Raw genomic sequence first — 15114 nt, forward strand, 5'->3', positions numbered from 1 at the left:
GGGACCAAGGAGCTTGTCGCACACCCCTACTGACAGCCTTGTGTCAGGAGTGTTGTCAGGAACCGAAATTAGGCTTCCGCGATGACCATATGCGCTGTCGTTGGAGCACGGAGCGTCCCATCGGGTTGGACATAATCCGCCAAAGCCGATTTCATTTCGAGAATCAGCTGCGCCACGGGACCATCACCATCCGGGTCATCGGGTGCAACCACCGGCTGCAAGACACCGTCCGTATCGGGTCGACCAAGAAACAGTAGATCGAAAAGCACGAATGATTCCACGTCCGGCAGAGTGCATTCCATCTCCCGGCGTTCGAGCGAATGGATTTTCAGTCCGCCCTCTTCGATCACGGATCGCAGCGCGGTTTCATCGCCAAATGCGAAGGGACCGAAGGGAAGCAGATCTGAACCAAATGTTCGTCCGACTATCTCCTCGAACGCACCGAAGACCGGATTGCCGTCTGCTGCTGCTGTCCAAACGGCGGCTGCGAATTGTCCACCGGGTTTCAGAACGCGTTTCACCTCGCACATGGCCTTGATCCTGTCGGGGAAGAACTGGATCGCCTGCTGACAATATGCGCGATCAAATGCGTCACTAGCAAAGGGCAGATCGAGCGCGCTTGCGACGTCAAAGGAAATGCGCGTGTCGAGACCCTTGGCGGCCGTCACTTGTTTTGCATGGGCTATCATCGGGTCTGCGACATCGATGGCCGCGATCCGGCTGACATTGCCGTCGGCCGCCAGCTTGCGACTGACCACTCCCGTGCCGCACCCGATATCTAAGCAGTCGCCCGAAGGCGGCAGGCCCGCGAGCAACACATCGCCCCAGGGTTCGAACAGGCCGGGAGACAGATATGTTTCGTAGAGTTGCGGCGGTGTGCGTCCGGCAACAAAATCACTGATCAGCGTCATGGCACAATTCCCCCTATTCGTGGCAGACGGACAAGGGCCTTAGCATGCACCGGCACGAACTTCGATTGTTCGTCTGCGCTTAGATGTAACCGAACAAATGTCCGCCAATCTTGCGCATCTGGATCTCTTCAGCACCTTCGGTAATCCGATAGCGGCGATGGTGCCGATAGATATGTTCGAACGGCTTGTGCCGGGAATAACCGATCCCGCCATGCACCTGCATCGCCTGGTCGGCAGCCTGGCACACCAAACGGTTCGCGCGATAGTTGCACATGCTGACCTTGTCGGAGAGCCGTTTGGCGATCTCGACCTTTGGCATCGTATCCATCGCTGCCGAGACGCTGTAAATCAGCTGGCGCAGCATGGCCGCTTCGGTGTGAAGTTCGACGAGCGGAAACTGGATCGCCTGGTTCGCTGACAAGGGTTTGCCGAACGGTTTGCGCTCCTGCGCATATTTCACCGCTTCGTTGATGCAATATTGGGCCGCACCCAGCGAAGATGCGGCTTGGCGGATGCGGTTTTCGTGGACGAAATGCTGCGCACAGGCGAGCCCCATCTCGAGATCGCCAAGCACCGCATCTTCGGGAATCCAAACATCGGTGAACTTCACCTTGGGGTGATCCGTCGGCATGTTGAACGTCCACAGATATTCGCCGATTTCGACACCGGGCGCGTCATAGGGGACGATGAAACAGCCGATGCCGCGGGCATCGCCGTCATTTCCGGAATGCCGGGCGAAACACATGCAATGGGTCGCGACATGGCTGCCGGTGGTCCACATCTTGTTACCGTTGATCAGCCAGCCGGGTTTGCCATCCCGCTCTTTGCGAACCGCACGCGTATCCATCCAGGTAGCGTCCGAACCGTGGTCTTCTTCGGTCAGCCCAAATGTCCACCGCATCTTGCCCGCGAGCATTGCGGGAATGAACTCCTCGCGCTGTGCGTCTGTAGCGAAATCACGGACCATGAGTGGTTGGACGAGATTGCCGACGATCGAGCTTTCATTCTGGAGGTCATTATGCAGCCCAAGGCCTTTTTCCGCGAGGTGCTCGCGAATTCGAGCCATGGCGAGATGGGAGCCATTCTTGCCGCCAAATTCCTCGGGTAGAGCAAAACGAAAATGACCCGCGGCATCGGCGCGACGGCGCATCTCGCGGAGCAAATCTTCCCATTCCTCGCTCGGCAGGCCGTCATTGTCCCAATCCGTCCGTGCAAATTCGCGGCGATGATCGAAGAAGCGGATATTGTCGTCCTGCTGCTCGAGCGGCTTAATTTCGGCCTCGATGAAATCGTCGAGCTCTGCGAGATAATCTTCAATCTCTTGTGGGATTACGAATGTCATCATGGGCTCCATTTGGTGAGGGCCGCGGCAAGGCCGGGATATTTGGGTTGGTCAATCGACAGCCGCTCAAGGGCCGTCAGTCTGAGATGGGCAAGCAGTTTGGGATCGTCAGGCGAGAGGCTGCCATCGGCCAGGCCATCGCCCAAACTGTCTTCAGTCTGGCCAAGGCCAGCTAGGCGCGCGTGTTGTTGGGTCGCGAAAACCGGACCTAGCTCGGCGTCCCTTTTGAGCATCCCCATCGCATTTTTGGCCACCCGCGCCTGAAACAGGTCACGGCCTTTGGCCTCCGGAATCACATCGTCACTGTCCCAACTGATCAATGCTTCGAGCAGCTCGCCATTATGCGTTTCGCCGTCATGGTCTGGAAGTTCCGGCACCTGCCAATCGATGGTCTGGTCCGCCATTCCATCGAGGATCGTATCGAAGAGCAGCAACAGATCGACTTCGACTTCGCTCACGCGCCGTCCAATGACGACGCGCTCGAGTGTGCGATCGGTTCCCGAGCGCCAGATCTGCGTCATGCCGAGGCAGCAAATGCCCCACCAGAGCGTTGAATAGACAAGCCAATAGTCGAACCGATCGCGATCCACGGCAGTGTTGCTCGCACTTGCATAGGCAGCAAGAAATGCGTCGACATTGCCAAACCCACCAACCGCGCGATCATGGCGCGTGAAACGCCAGCTCGGCGTGCAGATATAGGCCAGGTCTTGGGCCGGATCGCCAATATGCGCGAGTTCCCAGTCGAGAATGGCGGCTATTCCGTCGCCATCAATCATCAAATTGCCCATGCGAAAATCACCATGGAGCAATCGCGGTTCGGCCGGATCAGGCAGATGATCGGCCAGCCAGCGCAATGCATAGTCAAATACCGGTATCCGCGCGCCATAATCGCGATACCGCTGGCCAAGCCCCTCAAGCAACATCGCCGCATCTTCGCGTGGGATATCATCCGGTAGCGTGTCGAGCGGCATCGCGTGGATTTTCGCAAGCTCCGTGGCGCACTGTTGGGTGAGGGCGGTTTCAGCCCGCGCAAAATCAGGATTGCCGAGAATCTTGTGCGGGAGCGTCTCTCCGGTAATGCGGGCCATCAGATAGCCTTGGCCAAGCTTGTCCTCAGGCGTGAGAATACCGAGCATGGGCGGCGCGGTGATACCGGCCTCGCAAGCCAGTGCGATCAATCGCGCTTCGCTTTCCATGGAGATCCGGGCGAGTTCTTCGCTGCGTTCACCGCTACCCGGTGCCCGGCGCAGGACAAGTTCCCGATCGCCATAATCGAAGCCCCAGCTTTCCATGTTTGCGCCACCGGTTAGGCGCTTCAATCCGCTGATTTCGGCGGTCTCTCCGAACTGGCGATTGCAGAACTGGACAAGTAGAGATTCAAAGGCCGGGTCGGACATAGGTTGACGTTAGCGGCAACTGATCTGGCCTTCAACGCTTGCATAGCGATGCCGCGCTCCCTAGTCGGGCGGCAAGCAAAATGGGGACGAACAGATGCGCGCTTTTATCTTTCCAGGGCAGGGCAGCCAGGCCGTCGGCATGGGTGCTGCACTTGCCGATGCGAGTCCGGTCGCACGCGAAGTTTTCGAAGAAATTGACGATGCGCTCGGCCAGAATCTCAGCGGGTTGATGCGCGAAGGACCGGAAGACGAGCTGACGCTTACCGAAAATGCGCAGCCGGCAATCATGGCCAATGCCATCGCGACGTTGCGGGTGCTGGAAAAAGAAGGCGGCATCACGCTCGCTGACAAGGCGGACTTTGTCGCGGGTCACAGCCTGGGCGAATATACCGCTCTATGCGCAGCTGGCGGTTTTGATCTTGCAACCACGGCACGGCTCCTCAAGCGGCGCGGACAGGCGATGCAGGCGGCCGTTCCGGTGGGTGAGGGGGCGATGGCCGTGTTCCTTGGCCTCGATTTCGATCCGGCGACCGAGATTTGCGAAGAGGCGGCTGAAGGCGAAGTCTGCGTCGTGGCGAATGATAATGCACCGGGCCAGATTGTGATCTCCGGTCACACAGGTGCGGTCGACCGCGCTTGCGCGCTCGGTAAGGAGCGCGGTGCACGGCGCGCCATGCCGCTCGCAGTTTCCGCGCCGTTTCATTGCCCGCTCATGACGCCTGCGGCGGATGCAATGGAAGAGGCGCTGGCTGGCGTTGAGATCCATCCGCTGTCTGCGATGCTCTATGCCAATGTCACTGCGATGCCGGTCGGCGAACATGAAGCGATCCGCGGATTGCTCGTCGAACAGGTTACGGCGATGGTCCGCTGGCGCGAGAGCATTGCCGAGATGGCGAGCGAAGGCGTGTCGGAGTTTATTGAATTTGGCGGAAAGGTTGTCGCGCCGATGGTCAAACGGATCGCGCAGGACGCGGCTCAAAAGAGCATCGTGAAGATGGATGACATCGAGGCTGTGCTGGCGACTCTATGATCTGGAATTTGGATAATATCGGTGAGTATGCGTTGCCAGATGGGCGGCGCTTGGTGCTGAAAGACTACCATTCAACGCCGCGGGATGAGAGCAATCTTCATTGCTACGACGCAAACGGATCACTTCTTTGGCAATCACCAGCTCAACCGTCGGAGGACGAGCATTATGTCGCCATTCACGGTAAAAGTGGCCGACTATATGGCAATACATGGGATTGCTATCTGAAAGAAATTTCCCTTGACGATGGCTCAATTCTGTCCTCGGTTTTCACTAAATAGGAATAAGCATGTTCGATCTTTCAGGAAAAACCGCGCTGGTCACTGGCGCATCGGGTGGCATCGGATCCGCGATTGCCAAGGCATTGGCTGACCAGGGAGCCAAAGTTGCGCTTTCTGGAACCCGGGAAGAGGCGCTTCAGGCGGTTGCAGCCGATATTGGCGGCGATCCGGTGGTCCTCCCGTGCAATCTCTCCGATGGCGAGGCCGTGGATGCTCTGATCCCGGCGGCCGTCGAAGCGCTCGGAAAGCTCGATATTCTCGTCAACAATGCCGGTGTTACGCGCGATAATCTCGCGATGCGGATGAAAGATGAGGAATGGGATCAGGTTATCCGGGTCAATCTGGAAGCGGCATTTCGGCTCGCCCGCGCATCAATGCGACCAATGATGAAGGCACGTGGTGGTCGAATTATCTCGATAACGTCGGTAGTTGGCGCCACGGGTAACCCCGGACAGGCCAATTATGCGGCTTCGAAAGCCGGTCTTGTCGGAATGTCCAAGGCATTGGCCCAGGAAGTTGCGAGCCGCGGTATTACTGTAAATTGCGTGGCGCCCGGATTTATTCGCTCGGCAATGACCGATGAGCTGCCCGACGCGCAAAAAGAGGCGCTAATGACCCGGATTCCCGCCGGAAAACTTGGTGAAGGCGCAGATATCGCCGCTGCCGTCACATATCTCGCATCGGATGAAGCCGCCTATATTACGGGCGAAACCTTGCATGTGAACGGTGGAATGGCGATGTTATAGCTTTCCAGAGGATGAACGGGCTTGCGCGCGATAGCGCTGCCCTTTAGGAAAACTGGGAATCATTTAAGCAAAGGATATTCCATGAGCGATACTGCCGATCGGGTGAAAAAGATCGTCACCGAGCATCTTGGGGTCGAAGCCGACAAGGTCACCGAAGATGCAGCCTTTATCGATGATCTGGGCGCTGACAGCCTCGATATCGTCGAGCTGGTAATGGCATTCGAAGAAGAGTTTGGCGTCGAAATTCCCGACGATGCTGCCGAAGACATTGCGACCGTTAAGGACGCAATTGCATATATCGACAAGCAGAACGCCTGATCGCTGCATGCGATAAGGGAGCCCGGTCGTACGACCGAGCCAAATGGATTAAAACGGCTCCCCGGTCCGATACCCGGGGGGCCGTTTTGTCGTTAATGATGGCGGCTGGAGAGCCGTATGAAAGGGAGGCACTGAGATGCGCCGTGTAGTTGTCACCGGACTGGGTCTTGTCACGCCATTGGGCGGCGACGTGGAAACCAGCTGGAAGAATTTGACTGCAGCAAAATCGGGCGCGGGCCAGATCGAACGGTTCGATACGTCGGATCAGAAATGTACTATTGCCTGCGAAGTGAAACCTGCTGACCATGAATATGGTTTCGATCCGGCGTTGCGCGTCGATCACAAGGTCCAGCGCCAGGTCGATCCTTTCATTGTCTATGGCATCGATGCGGCTGGACAGGCGCTCGAAGATGCCGGTCTCACCGAAATGTCGGACGAAGAAAAACTGCGTGCTGGTTGCTCAATCGGATCGGGCATTGGCGGCTTGCCGGGAATTGAGAGCGAGTCGCTTGTTCTGGATCGTCGTGGCCCGGGCCGCGTCAGCCCGCACTTTGTCCATGGGCGCCTCATCAACCTTATCTCGGGTCAGGTGAGCATCAAATATGGCCTGATGGGCCCCAACCATGCAGTTGTGACGGCATGTTCAACCGGTGCCCATTCCATCGGAGACGCCGCGCGCATGATCGCACTGGATGATGCCGATGTGATGCTGGCGGGTGGTGCGGAAGCCGCCATCTGCCCAATCGGCATTGCCGGCTTTGCTCAGGCCAAGGCGCTGTGCACCAACCGCAACGACGAGCCGGAGAAGGCCAGCCGTCCTTATGACAAGGATCGGAGCGGCTTTGTGATGGGCGAAGGCGCCGGCGTCGTCGTGCTCGAAGAATATGAGCATGCCAAAGCGCGCGGCGCGACCATCTACGCTGAAGTGGTAGGTTATGGCCTGTCGGGCGATGCCTATCATGTGACGGCGCCGCATCCTGATGGTGTGGGCGCGTATCGTTCGATGGAAATGGCACTGAAAAAATCAGGCCTATCGGTCGACGATATCGACTATATCAACGCCCATGGCACTTCGACCATGGCCGATCTTATCGAATTGGATTCGGTGAAGCGCTTGTTTGGCGATGCGGCCAATTCGCTTTCCATGAGCTCAACCAAATCCGCCATCGGCCATTTGCTCGGTGGTGCCGGCGCTGTGGAATCCATCTTCTGCATCCTGGCTCTGCGCGATCAGCTCGTTCCGCCGACGCTGAACCTCGATAATCCCGAAGATAGCACCGCAGGCATGGACCTTGTTCCGCACGAAGCACGTCAGCGCGAGGTTAAAGCCGTGCTTAACAACAGCTTCGGCTTTGGCGGGACCAATGCCAGCTTGGTGATGAAGGCGGTCTAACCAGTCATGCGCAAAATCGGCTGCCTTGCTCTTATCGTCGCGATACTGCTGGCAGCCGCGCTCATAGCCGCATTGCGCAGCTGGGGCGGCGTCGGGCCAATGGAAGAGCCGGTTGCCGTTACGATCGAAGGCGGCGCGACACTGACCGATGCCGCGCTGACCCTTGAAGAGGCTGGGGTCATCGAATCGCAGAGTCGGTTCCTGGTCTTCGCGCGGTTTTTGGGCAGCAGCGCGCCGATCCGCGCTGGCGAATATGAAATGCCGGCCGGTGTAAGCCAGTCTGAAGCGCTGCGTATCTTGCAGGAAGAAGCAGCGGTTCAACGGTTCGTCACCATCCCGGAAGGCATGCCGGCGGTATTGGTGCATGAAAGACTGATGGCGACCGAATTTCTGACAGGTGAAATCCCGGTGCCTGAAGAAGGATCTGTGCTTGCCGACAGCTATGCCTATGAACGCGGAGAAAGCCGGGCTGATGTGCTGGCTCGTATGCAGCTTGCGCTAGATGAGGAGCTGGCAGCGCTATGGGCCGCTCGCAGCTCCGACACCGCGGTCGATACGCCCGAAGAAGCGATCATCCTTGCTTCGATCGTCGAAAAGGAAACCGCAGAGCCATCAGAGCGACCGCTGATCGCTGGCGTATATTCGAACCGCTTGCGCACAGGCATGCGGCTCCAAGCCGATCCGACCATCATTTATCCAATTACCCAAGGCCGGGCTCTGGGACGTCGAATCCGGCGTTCGGAGATCAACGCACGCAACGACTATAACACCTATGCGATGGCTGGCCTGCCGCGTGGTCCCATTGCCAATGTCGGGCGCGAAGCGATTGAAGCCGTGCTCAATCCAGCCGAAACCGACGCGCTATTCTTTGTCGCAGACGGGACAGGCGGGCATGTGTTTGCCGAATCCTATTCGGAGCATCGCGAAAATGTGGAGCGCTGGTATGATCTGCGTCGCCAGCGCGGCGAAATGGACTAGCGGATCCAGCCCCGCTTGATGCCGGTTCCGGCGTACCAGATCTGAAAGATGCAAATGACGACGACGATGAGCGGCATGATCATCCGTTCAGGGCCGACAATGTCGACCAAGCCGCTCATTCCGAACGTCCAGCTGTGCTGGGCGATTACGCCGATCAGCGATAGGATGAACAGCCAGCGGGCAATGCCCTTGCGGGCCAGGAGCGCAATAACACCTAGAAATCCGGCAAAAACGGCCACCGCGAAGCCTGCCGTGGCCCAGGCCGGCATTGATTGCATGATCGCAACTTCTTCAGCTGGATAGCTGGCTGCAAGGGACTCGTAACTCGAGAAGGCCTGACTGAGATAGGCGGCAACGCCCATGCCGTTCCAGACCAGCAACAGCACCGATATGACCCAGAACGAGCCCGGTGGATTTCTGCGCAATACCTTATTCACAGCGACCCTCATCCCCAAGTGATGCCCAAGTCGTAGCTGATTTTCGGCGATTTGTGAATGAAATTGGGGATAAGGCGGTGATTAAGTCCTGAGGCCGGAAAACTCACCCAGTCCCGCCATGAGGTTGAGATTCTGGACGGCAGCCCCGGCAGCGCCTTTGCCGAGATTGTCGAGCACGGCACAGAGGCGAAAGTATCCAGCTTGGGGATTGGCGAATACGATGATTTCCATGCGGTCAGTCCCGGCGCAGCGCTCTATTGTCACCACGTCCAGCGCCGCTGTTTCAGACGCATTCAAAACGGAGATCGACTGTCCGACCGCATAATGCTCGGTCAAGACGGAGCGGATTTCGTCTTCTGTCGTGCCGGCGCGCAATGCAGCGGGGGGCAGCGGTATTTCGACAAGCATGCCGCTATAAATATTGGCAACAGAGGGCGAGAAAAGCGGTTGGGACGCCAGTCCGCTATGCCGTTGCATCTCGGGCAGGTGCTTATGGGCGAGCGTAAGCGCATAGTTGCGGAAGGCCGTAGCCGGTTCATCGCCTTCAAACTCCGCAATCATCGCCTTGCCACCGCCCGAATAGCCGGATGTAGCATTGACCGTCACATTCGCGTCCCGATCAAGAATCCCGGCCTGGATTAACGGGTGCGTGAGGGCAATAAAGGTCTGCGCATAGCATCCGGGATTGGCGACATAGTGGCTGGTGGCGATTGTATCGCCATGACCGGGCTCCCATTCGGGAAAGCCGAACGTCCAGTCAAGCGCGGTCCGATGCGCTGTGGAGGCGTCGATGACGCGGGTATTGCTTCCTTCGAGCAGAGCAACGGCTTCGCGGGCAGCGTCATCCGGCAGGCACAGGATCGCGATATCGGCGCTGTGTAAGGCATCACGCCGTGCCGCTGCATCTTTGCGCTGTGCGTCATCGAGTAGCAGAAGCGAAATTTCGGAGCGGTCAGCCAGACGTTCGCGGATCTGCAATCCTGTCGTCCCATGGCCACCGTCGATGAAGACGGAAACGGTCATCGCGCGATCCTGCGGCGCGCAAGCACCGGTGCGTCATGCTCTGTTGCTATTCGTCCCGTCACTTCGACGAGCGGTTCGGTGACGACCGAACCCGCATGGCCCGTTGCGTGAATGATATCAGTCGAGTTTACCATCATGCCGACATGATCAGGAAAGAAGATAAGATCGCCGCGTTCCAGGCCGGCGTCAGCCGATAAGGGTTCGCCGATGGAGTTCTGCTGCATATCGCTGTCGCGCTGAACCGCATGGCCCGCCATGGCGAGGGCAATCTGTACCAATCCCGAACAATCGATTCCGGCAATACTGCGCCCGCCAAGCAGATAAGGTGCGCCGATGAACATCTCGGCGATCGCAACCGGGTCTTCAACAATACTGCCCAGCGGATGAACATCCGAAAGCGCGACGGCTCCATCGGCCAGATGCAGGGTATCGCCAGCGACGTCGCCGGTCACCGCGCTTCCCATGTGGAGCATTTCGGCGCTGCCGTTCGCAACCGGAGCTGAGACTGTCGAAACAATGTGCGTGGGTTCGGTGACGGCTGTCAGCGCGCCTTTGCGGACAAAGCCGACAAAATGATCGTGTACACAATAGCCCCAGGCCCAGTCCTCAACGGTATCAAGCCATGCAAACCGCTCTCCGAACAGCAGCTGCGATCCAAGTTCCGCCTCATCACCGGGATCGCAGCGCAAATCGGCTACGCTCACGCAAACCTGGCGCATGACGGGCGCAACATAATGGGGGAGGGCGATCCGATCTGCGAGAGCGATATCGGCTATGTCACCGCGGATCGCGTGGACGCGCGGATCAAGATCCGTCGCGGTTGTGCCTAGCGTAAAGCTAGCCCTTGTCGATGGCTGCGACTCCTCGTCAGGACTTCCCGATTGGCCGGTTTGGGCCGATGATTTTTTCGAACCGTTCAAGGAAACGCGCCCCATCTGAAGTTTGCGCGATGAAGATGTTGCGTCTGTCGCTTTCATCACGTTCACGCCGCAGATAGCCGAGGGCGGAGAGAGTATTCAAGGCGCGTGTAACCACAGGCTTCGAAACCCCCAGTTTTTGGGCGATTCCGCGAACGGTATGTGGCTCCGAAGACGCATAAACGAGCATAAGAATTGCCATTTGCCGATTGGTGAGGTCAGGTTCGCCGGACCGTACATAATCGACAATTGCTGTCCTCCAATGTCCAAGCGCATCGCTTGGCATGGCCGATACTCCTTTGCTCGACGCCAATTCGCTGGCGTTTTTCAACGATACAACGCGTCGGACGCGGGTTGGTTGCCCGAGATCAAAGAGCGTGGTCGGGCGATTTGCTAGATGGCCAAAAGGGAATGCAACGCTAGTTGCCCGAATAGCGGTTCTTCAAAACCTGCCAGTGCGCACGCAGACCAAGTGCCTCACCACCCTTGGGGCGGCCAGGCTTGGGCGTGTTGCGCCACGCAAATGTATCGAGATGCGTCCATGCAGTATCGCCAGAGACGAAACGGCGCAGGAACAGCGCAGCGGTCGAGGCGCCAGCCATCGCTACTGATGATGTGTTGCTCAGGTCTGCAATTGGCGATTTCATCCATTCGTCATAGCCGTCCCAGAGCGGCAGCCGCCAAACCGGATCGTCAATCTCCATTCCCACGGTAGAAATCTCGGCAGCGAGCGCCTCGTCGTCGGTGAACAGGGCGGGGAGATCCGGTCCAAGGGCAACGCGCGCGGCGCCGGTAAGCGTCGCAAAATCAATCAGCAGTTCCGGCTCGTCTTCGCAGGCTTTGGTGAGCGCATCGCCCAAGATCAAACGACCCTCGGCATCGGTATTGCCAATCTCAACGCTCAGCCCCTTGCGACTGGGAATAATGTCGCCTGGTCGGAACGCGTTACCGGCAATCGAGTTTTCAACGGCCGGAATCAGCAGATGCAGGCGGACCGGTAATGCTTGGCTCATAACGAGCCGGGCCAGCGCCAGCGCATGGGCGGCGCCGCCCATATCCTTCTTCATCCAGCGCATCCCGGCGGCGCTCTTGATATCCAAGCCGCCGGAATCAAAGCACACGCCTTTACCGACGATAGCGATCCGCGGATGTTTGGGGTCGCCCCATTCGAGTTCGATAAGTCGCGGTGCACGGTCATCCGATGCGGCGCGCCCCACGGCGTCGACCATCGGATATCCGTCGACCAACTCGGCCCCTGTGGTGACGGTGAGATCGGCGCCAAACTCCGTCGCTGCCTCGGTAGCCGCGTTTTCAAGCTCGGCCGGCCCCAAATCACCCGCAGGAATATTGACCAGCGTGCGGACAAGATCGGTGGCCTCGGCCAGTGCAATTGTCTCTTCAATCGTTGCCGGTTTGGACGTCAGCAGGACCTTTGGGCCGCTGGATTCAGCCAGTTCCTGCTTGTAGCGCTCGAACCGATATTGGGCGCATAGCCAGCCAAAGGCGGCCTGGTCCGGATCGCCTTTATCCAGCCGATAGGTGCCGCTCGGTAATTTTTCAGCCGCTTTTGCAAGGCACCAGCTATCCAGGGTTTCCGCGTCTGAGACGCCAATAGCGGCCATCCAGTCATCGGCAGATTCACCGGTGATAATGGCGAGTTGGCCGTCTTTCCCCTTGAAACCCTGCGCTTTTACGGATTGCCGATCTCGGTCGGGAAGGGCTTTGTACCATTCGTCAAAACCGTCGGTATCGACGAGATGGAGCAACTGGGCGGATTGGCCCTTGTCGGGCTGGAGCATTGGTTCATAATCGGTCATAATCCGTGCCTTAGCCATAAGACGGCAAAAAGGCCAAGGTGACTTGGGGACGTTGGGGGGGAAGCCATGTCGGCACTACACATCAAAAACAGTATCGCGATTCTGTTCGCGCTATTTCTGGCGGCTTGCTCGATGCAGGGAATGATCGAGACAATGACCTCGGAAGAGGATCGCGCGATGGCCCAGCAATTCGTTGCGGATATCCGTAGCGGCAATAGCGACGGACTTGAAGCCGTTGTCACTCCGGATCTTTGGAAGAATAGCCAAGCCGATTTTGAAGGCGCTGCAAATCTGTTTCCCGAGCAGCCCGGCGAGACGAACATTACCTCCTACAGCATGAATAGCGACGGCCTGGGCGATGGTGCGCGCACGGAGAAGGTTTTCACACTGGTCACTACCGACGACACGCATTGGACCACCACGCGATTCACAACCTTTCAGGAGGGCGGTGATGCGATGATCACCCAGTGGAGTGTTGAAGGATCGAACGAACCGCCGGCAGATCTCGAGGTCATGGAGAATGTCGGTGCGGTCTTCATGTGGGTTGGGATCACATTACTGCTGATCCTCGTCGGCATTGTCGTGCTGATTGTCTGGCTGGTCCGCCGGTCACGCCGGAAGGATCAGGGCCGTGCAGGAATCAGTTAGGGATTGCCAACCGGTACGCCAAACAGGTCATGCGCATCGGCATCTTCGATCACGGCTGAAATGATGTCGCCGGGTTCTAGCCCTTGGGTGTCGCGCAGATGGACCTCACCGTCGATTTCTGGGGCGTCTGCCTGAGAGCGACCCGTCGCCCCGCCATCTTCGTCAACAAGGTCAATAATGACCTTCTGCGTTGATCCGATCTTGGCCTGGAGTTTTGCTGCTGAAATCTCGGCGCATTTTTCCATCAGGCGCTTGTAGCGCTCTTCAGTCACTTCATCAGGCACCGGATCGGGCAGGGCATTGGCACGCGCGCCTTCGACCGGTTCAAAGCGGAATGCGCCGACCCGGTCCAACTGCGCTTCGTCGAGCCATTCGAGCAGATATTCGAAATCTTCATCGGTCTCGCCAGGGAACCCGGTGATGAAGGTCGATCGGATTGTGAGGTCGGGACAGATTTCGCGCCACGCAGCAACGCGCTCAAGCACCTTCGCCTCGTTCGCCGGGCGGCGCATGGCTTTCAGGATACGCGGGCTGGCATGCTGGAAGGGAATATCGAGATAGGGTGTGATCAAACCATCAGCCATTAACGGGATGACCTGATCGACATGCGGATAGGGGTAGACATAATGGAGTCGGACCCAGGCGCCCAACTGGCCCAGTTCGCGCGCAAGATCCGTCATATGGGGCTGGATCGTGCGGCCTTTCCATTGCCGCTCTTCCTTGCGGATATCGACGCCATAGGCGGACGTGTCCTGGCTGATGATCAGCAGTTCTTTGGTCCCAGCTGCAACCAGTTTTTCTGCTTCGCGCAGCACAGCATCGGGGCGCCGACTGACAAGATCGCCGCGGATCGAGGGAATGATGCAGAAGGCGCAGCGATGATTGCAGCCTTCTGAGATCTTCACATAGCTATAGTGGCGCGGCGTAAGCTTGAGCCCCGTTTCGGGAACCAGATCGACATAAGGCGACGGCGGCATCGGCGCGGCCTCATGTACGGCACCGACCACCTCTTCATATTGCTGGGGGCCCGATACGGCGAGCACATCAGGGAAACGGTCGCGGATGACGTCCGCCTCGTTCCCCATGCATCCGGTGACGATCACGCGGCCATTTTCGGCAATGGCCTCACCAATCGCTTCAAGGCTTTCTTCCTTGGCGCTGTCGAGGAAACCGCACGTGTTGACCAGTACGACGTCCGCATCGTCATAGTCGGGCGACAGGCCATAGCCGTCGGATCGCAGCTTGGTCAGGATACGCTCGCTATCGACCAAGGCCTTGGGACAGCCGAGCGAGACCATGCCGACCTTGGGCGGGGAGGGGATGCGTGTTGCCATGATGCGCCGCGACATAGGGATTTCGGGGCGGATTGTCATCCCAATTGTCCGCCACAGACGCGGTGGGGATCGCATGGTCGATCAAAAGGCCTGTCTCGTGCTAGGTTAGCGCCATAAGAGAAACGGGAGGGTAGCAATGGAATTCTATGCAGCAAACTGGATCGCGATCATCGTTGCCGCTGCGGCGGGCTTTGTCGTCGGCGGAATCTGGTATGGCCCAGTGATGGGCAAGAAATGGATGGGAGCTGTCGGACTGACCGAAGAAGACGTTCAATCCGGCAACATGATCATGATTTACGGAACGGCGTTCCTGTTCAGCCTGATCGCGTCGATCACCCTGGCGCACCTGCTAACGTATTTCCCTGATGCCGGGCTGAGCACGACTATTCTGATTGCAGTTGGTGTTGCTGCCGGCTTTTTGGTTCCGGCGATTGGCACAAATTATCTGTTCTCGCAGAAGAGCCGGACATTGTTCTTTATCGATGCGGCCTATTGGCTTCTATTCTATGCCGCGATGGGAACGGTCCACGCGCTGCTCTAGCGCG

Annotated in this window: 17 protein-coding genes; 8 read left to right on the forward strand and 9 right to left on the reverse strand. The window is 58.1% G+C overall.

The window, feature by feature from the left end; translation table 11 throughout:
- Positions 1-68: 68 nt before the first annotated feature.
- From HFP51_RS02700 to HFP51_RS02710, 3 genes are all read right to left on the reverse strand, one after another.
- On the reverse strand, positions 69-911 hold the full coding sequence (locus HFP51_RS02700) for a class I SAM-dependent methyltransferase (protein ID WP_176874250.1): 843 nt from the start codon (positions 909-911) through the stop codon (positions 69-71).
- Positions 912-990: 79 nt separating this feature from the next.
- Positions 991-2253, reverse strand: a complete 1263-nt coding sequence (locus tag HFP51_RS02705; protein ID WP_176876504.1) for an acyl-CoA dehydrogenase family protein — start codon at positions 2251-2253, stop codon at positions 991-993.
- Positions 2253-3650, reverse strand: a complete 1398-nt coding sequence (locus HFP51_RS02710; RefSeq protein ID WP_176874251.1) for a phosphotransferase family protein — start codon at positions 3648-3650, stop codon at positions 2253-2255. The genes HFP51_RS02705 and HFP51_RS02710 overlap by 1 nt, the downstream gene beginning before the upstream one ends.
- Positions 3651-3744: 94 nt before the next feature.
- Between HFP51_RS02710 and fabD the strand changes: the two genes are divergently transcribed.
- The 6 genes from fabD (at position 3745) to mltG (ending at position 8393) form a co-directional block, all read left to right on the forward strand.
- Positions 3745-4680 carry an ACP S-malonyltransferase gene (gene fabD, locus HFP51_RS02715; protein WP_176874252.1) on the forward strand — a complete coding sequence of 312 codons (936 nt, stop codon included), beginning with the start codon at positions 3745-3747 and terminating at the stop codon, positions 4678-4680.
- Positions 4677-4958 carry a hypothetical protein gene (locus HFP51_RS02720; RefSeq protein WP_176874253.1) on the forward strand — a complete coding sequence of 94 codons (282 nt, stop codon included), beginning with the start codon at positions 4677-4679 and terminating at the stop codon, positions 4956-4958. The genes fabD and HFP51_RS02720 overlap by 4 nt, the downstream gene beginning before the upstream one ends.
- An 8-nt stretch (positions 4959-4966) precedes the next feature.
- Entirely contained in the window at positions 4967-5704 is a 738-nt protein-coding gene (fabG, locus tag HFP51_RS02725; protein ID WP_176874254.1) for a 3-oxoacyl-ACP reductase FabG, read from the forward strand.
- Positions 5705-5785: 81 nt separating this feature from the next.
- A complete protein-coding gene (locus tag HFP51_RS02730; RefSeq protein ID WP_176874255.1) occupies positions 5786-6022 on the forward strand; it encodes an acyl carrier protein in 237 nt (78 codons plus the stop codon).
- A 136-nt stretch (positions 6023-6158) separates the two neighbouring features.
- Positions 6159-7415 carry a beta-ketoacyl-ACP synthase II gene (gene fabF, locus HFP51_RS02735; RefSeq protein WP_176874256.1) on the forward strand — a complete coding sequence of 419 codons (1257 nt, stop codon included), beginning with the start codon at positions 6159-6161 and terminating at the stop codon, positions 7413-7415.
- 6 nt (positions 7416-7421) lie between these two features.
- Positions 7422-8393, forward strand: coding sequence for an endolytic transglycosylase MltG (gene mltG, locus HFP51_RS02740; RefSeq protein WP_176874257.1), 972 nt, complete (start codon positions 7422-7424; stop codon positions 8391-8393).
- Here the strand turns inward: mltG and HFP51_RS02745 are convergent.
- The 5 genes from HFP51_RS02745 to HFP51_RS02765 form a co-directional block, all read right to left on the reverse strand.
- Positions 8390-8830, reverse strand: coding sequence for a hypothetical protein (locus HFP51_RS02745; RefSeq protein WP_176874258.1), 441 nt, complete (start codon positions 8828-8830; stop codon positions 8390-8392). The genes mltG and HFP51_RS02745 overlap by 4 nt on opposite strands.
- Positions 8831-8911: 81 nt before the next feature.
- A complete protein-coding gene (gene argC, locus HFP51_RS02750) occupies positions 8912-9853 on the reverse strand; it encodes an N-acetyl-gamma-glutamyl-phosphate reductase (RefSeq protein ID WP_176874259.1) in 942 nt (313 codons plus the stop codon).
- A complete protein-coding gene (locus HFP51_RS02755; RefSeq protein ID WP_176874260.1) occupies positions 9850-10557 on the reverse strand; it encodes a C40 family peptidase in 708 nt (235 codons plus the stop codon). Before HFP51_RS02755 ends, argC begins: the two co-directional genes overlap by 4 nt.
- A 163-nt stretch (positions 10558-10720) precedes the next feature.
- A complete protein-coding gene (locus HFP51_RS02760) occupies positions 10721-11056 on the reverse strand; it encodes a helix-turn-helix domain-containing protein (RefSeq protein WP_176874261.1) in 336 nt (111 codons plus the stop codon).
- Between the two features lie 133 nt (positions 11057-11189).
- Positions 11190-12587, reverse strand: coding sequence for a M17 family metallopeptidase (locus HFP51_RS02765; RefSeq protein WP_176874262.1), 1398 nt, complete (start codon positions 12585-12587; stop codon positions 11190-11192).
- Positions 12588-12653: 66 nt separating this feature from the next.
- Here HFP51_RS02765 and HFP51_RS02770 point away from each other — a divergent pair, with 66 nt between their 5' ends.
- The gene (locus tag HFP51_RS02770; RefSeq protein WP_176874263.1) at positions 12654-13235 is read left to right on the forward strand and encodes a hypothetical protein; all 582 of its coding nucleotides are present in this window, start codon (positions 12654-12656) and stop codon (positions 13233-13235) included.
- On the opposite strand, the gene rimO is transcribed toward HFP51_RS02770, so the two are convergent.
- The gene (rimO, locus tag HFP51_RS02775; protein WP_176874264.1) at positions 13232-14569 is read right to left on the reverse strand and encodes a 30S ribosomal protein S12 methylthiotransferase RimO; all 1338 of its coding nucleotides are present in this window, start codon (positions 14567-14569) and stop codon (positions 13232-13234) included. The two genes, HFP51_RS02770 and rimO, sit on opposite strands and share 4 nt — an antisense overlap.
- 136 nt (positions 14570-14705) lie before the next feature.
- Between rimO and HFP51_RS02780 the strand changes: the two genes are divergently transcribed.
- Complete coding sequence (locus HFP51_RS02780) at positions 14706-15110, forward strand: DUF1761 domain-containing protein (protein WP_176874265.1); 405 nt, start codon at positions 14706-14708, stop codon at positions 15108-15110.
- Positions 15111-15114: the final 4 nt, after the last annotated feature.

Source organism: Parasphingopyxis sp. CP4 (assembly GCF_013378055.1).
GTDB lineage: Bacteria > Pseudomonadota > Alphaproteobacteria > Sphingomonadales > Sphingomonadaceae > Parasphingopyxis.

Excerpts from the sequence above, each read along its gene's own strand:
- argC (WP_176874259.1), bottom strand. The coding sequence starts at position 9,853 with ATGACCGTTTCCGTCTTCATCGACGGTGGCCATGGGACGACAGGATTG.
- HFP51_RS02770 (WP_176874263.1), top strand. The coding sequence starts at position 12,654 with ATGTCGGCACTACACATCAAAAACAGTATCGCGATTCTGTTCGCGCTA.
- HFP51_RS02780 (WP_176874265.1), top strand. The coding sequence starts at position 14,706 with ATGGAATTCTATGCAGCAAACTGGATCGCGATCATCGTTGCCGCTGCG.
- HFP51_RS02710 (WP_176874251.1), bottom strand. The coding sequence starts at position 3,650 with ATGTCCGACCCGGCCTTTGAATCTCTACTTGTCCAGTTCTGCAATCGC.
- HFP51_RS02760 (WP_176874261.1), bottom strand. The coding sequence starts at position 11,056 with ATGCCAAGCGATGCGCTTGGACATTGGAGGACAGCAATTGTCGATTAT.
- HFP51_RS02730 (WP_176874255.1), top strand. The coding sequence starts at position 5,786 with ATGAGCGATACTGCCGATCGGGTGAAAAAGATCGTCACCGAGCATCTT.
- fabD (WP_176874252.1), top strand. The coding sequence starts at position 3,745 with ATGCGCGCTTTTATCTTTCCAGGGCAGGGCAGCCAGGCCGTCGGCATG.
- mltG (WP_176874257.1), top strand. The coding sequence starts at position 7,422 with ATGCGCAAAATCGGCTGCCTTGCTCTTATCGTCGCGATACTGCTGGCA.
- HFP51_RS02720 (WP_176874253.1), top strand. The coding sequence starts at position 4,677 with ATGATCTGGAATTTGGATAATATCGGTGAGTATGCGTTGCCAGATGGG.
- fabG (WP_176874254.1), top strand. The coding sequence starts at position 4,967 with ATGTTCGATCTTTCAGGAAAAACCGCGCTGGTCACTGGCGCATCGGGT.
- HFP51_RS02765 (WP_176874262.1), bottom strand. The coding sequence starts at position 12,587 with ATGACCGATTATGAACCAATGCTCCAGCCCGACAAGGGCCAATCCGCC.
- HFP51_RS02705 (WP_176876504.1), bottom strand. The coding sequence starts at position 2,253 with ATGACATTCGTAATCCCACAAGAGATTGAAGATTATCTCGCAGAGCTC.
- HFP51_RS02700 (WP_176874250.1), bottom strand. The coding sequence starts at position 911 with ATGACGCTGATCAGTGATTTTGTTGCCGGACGCACACCGCCGCAACTC.
- rimO (WP_176874264.1), bottom strand. The coding sequence starts at position 14,569 with ATGGCAACACGCATCCCCTCCCCGCCCAAGGTCGGCATGGTCTCGCTC.
- fabF (WP_176874256.1), top strand. The coding sequence starts at position 6,159 with ATGCGCCGTGTAGTTGTCACCGGACTGGGTCTTGTCACGCCATTGGGC.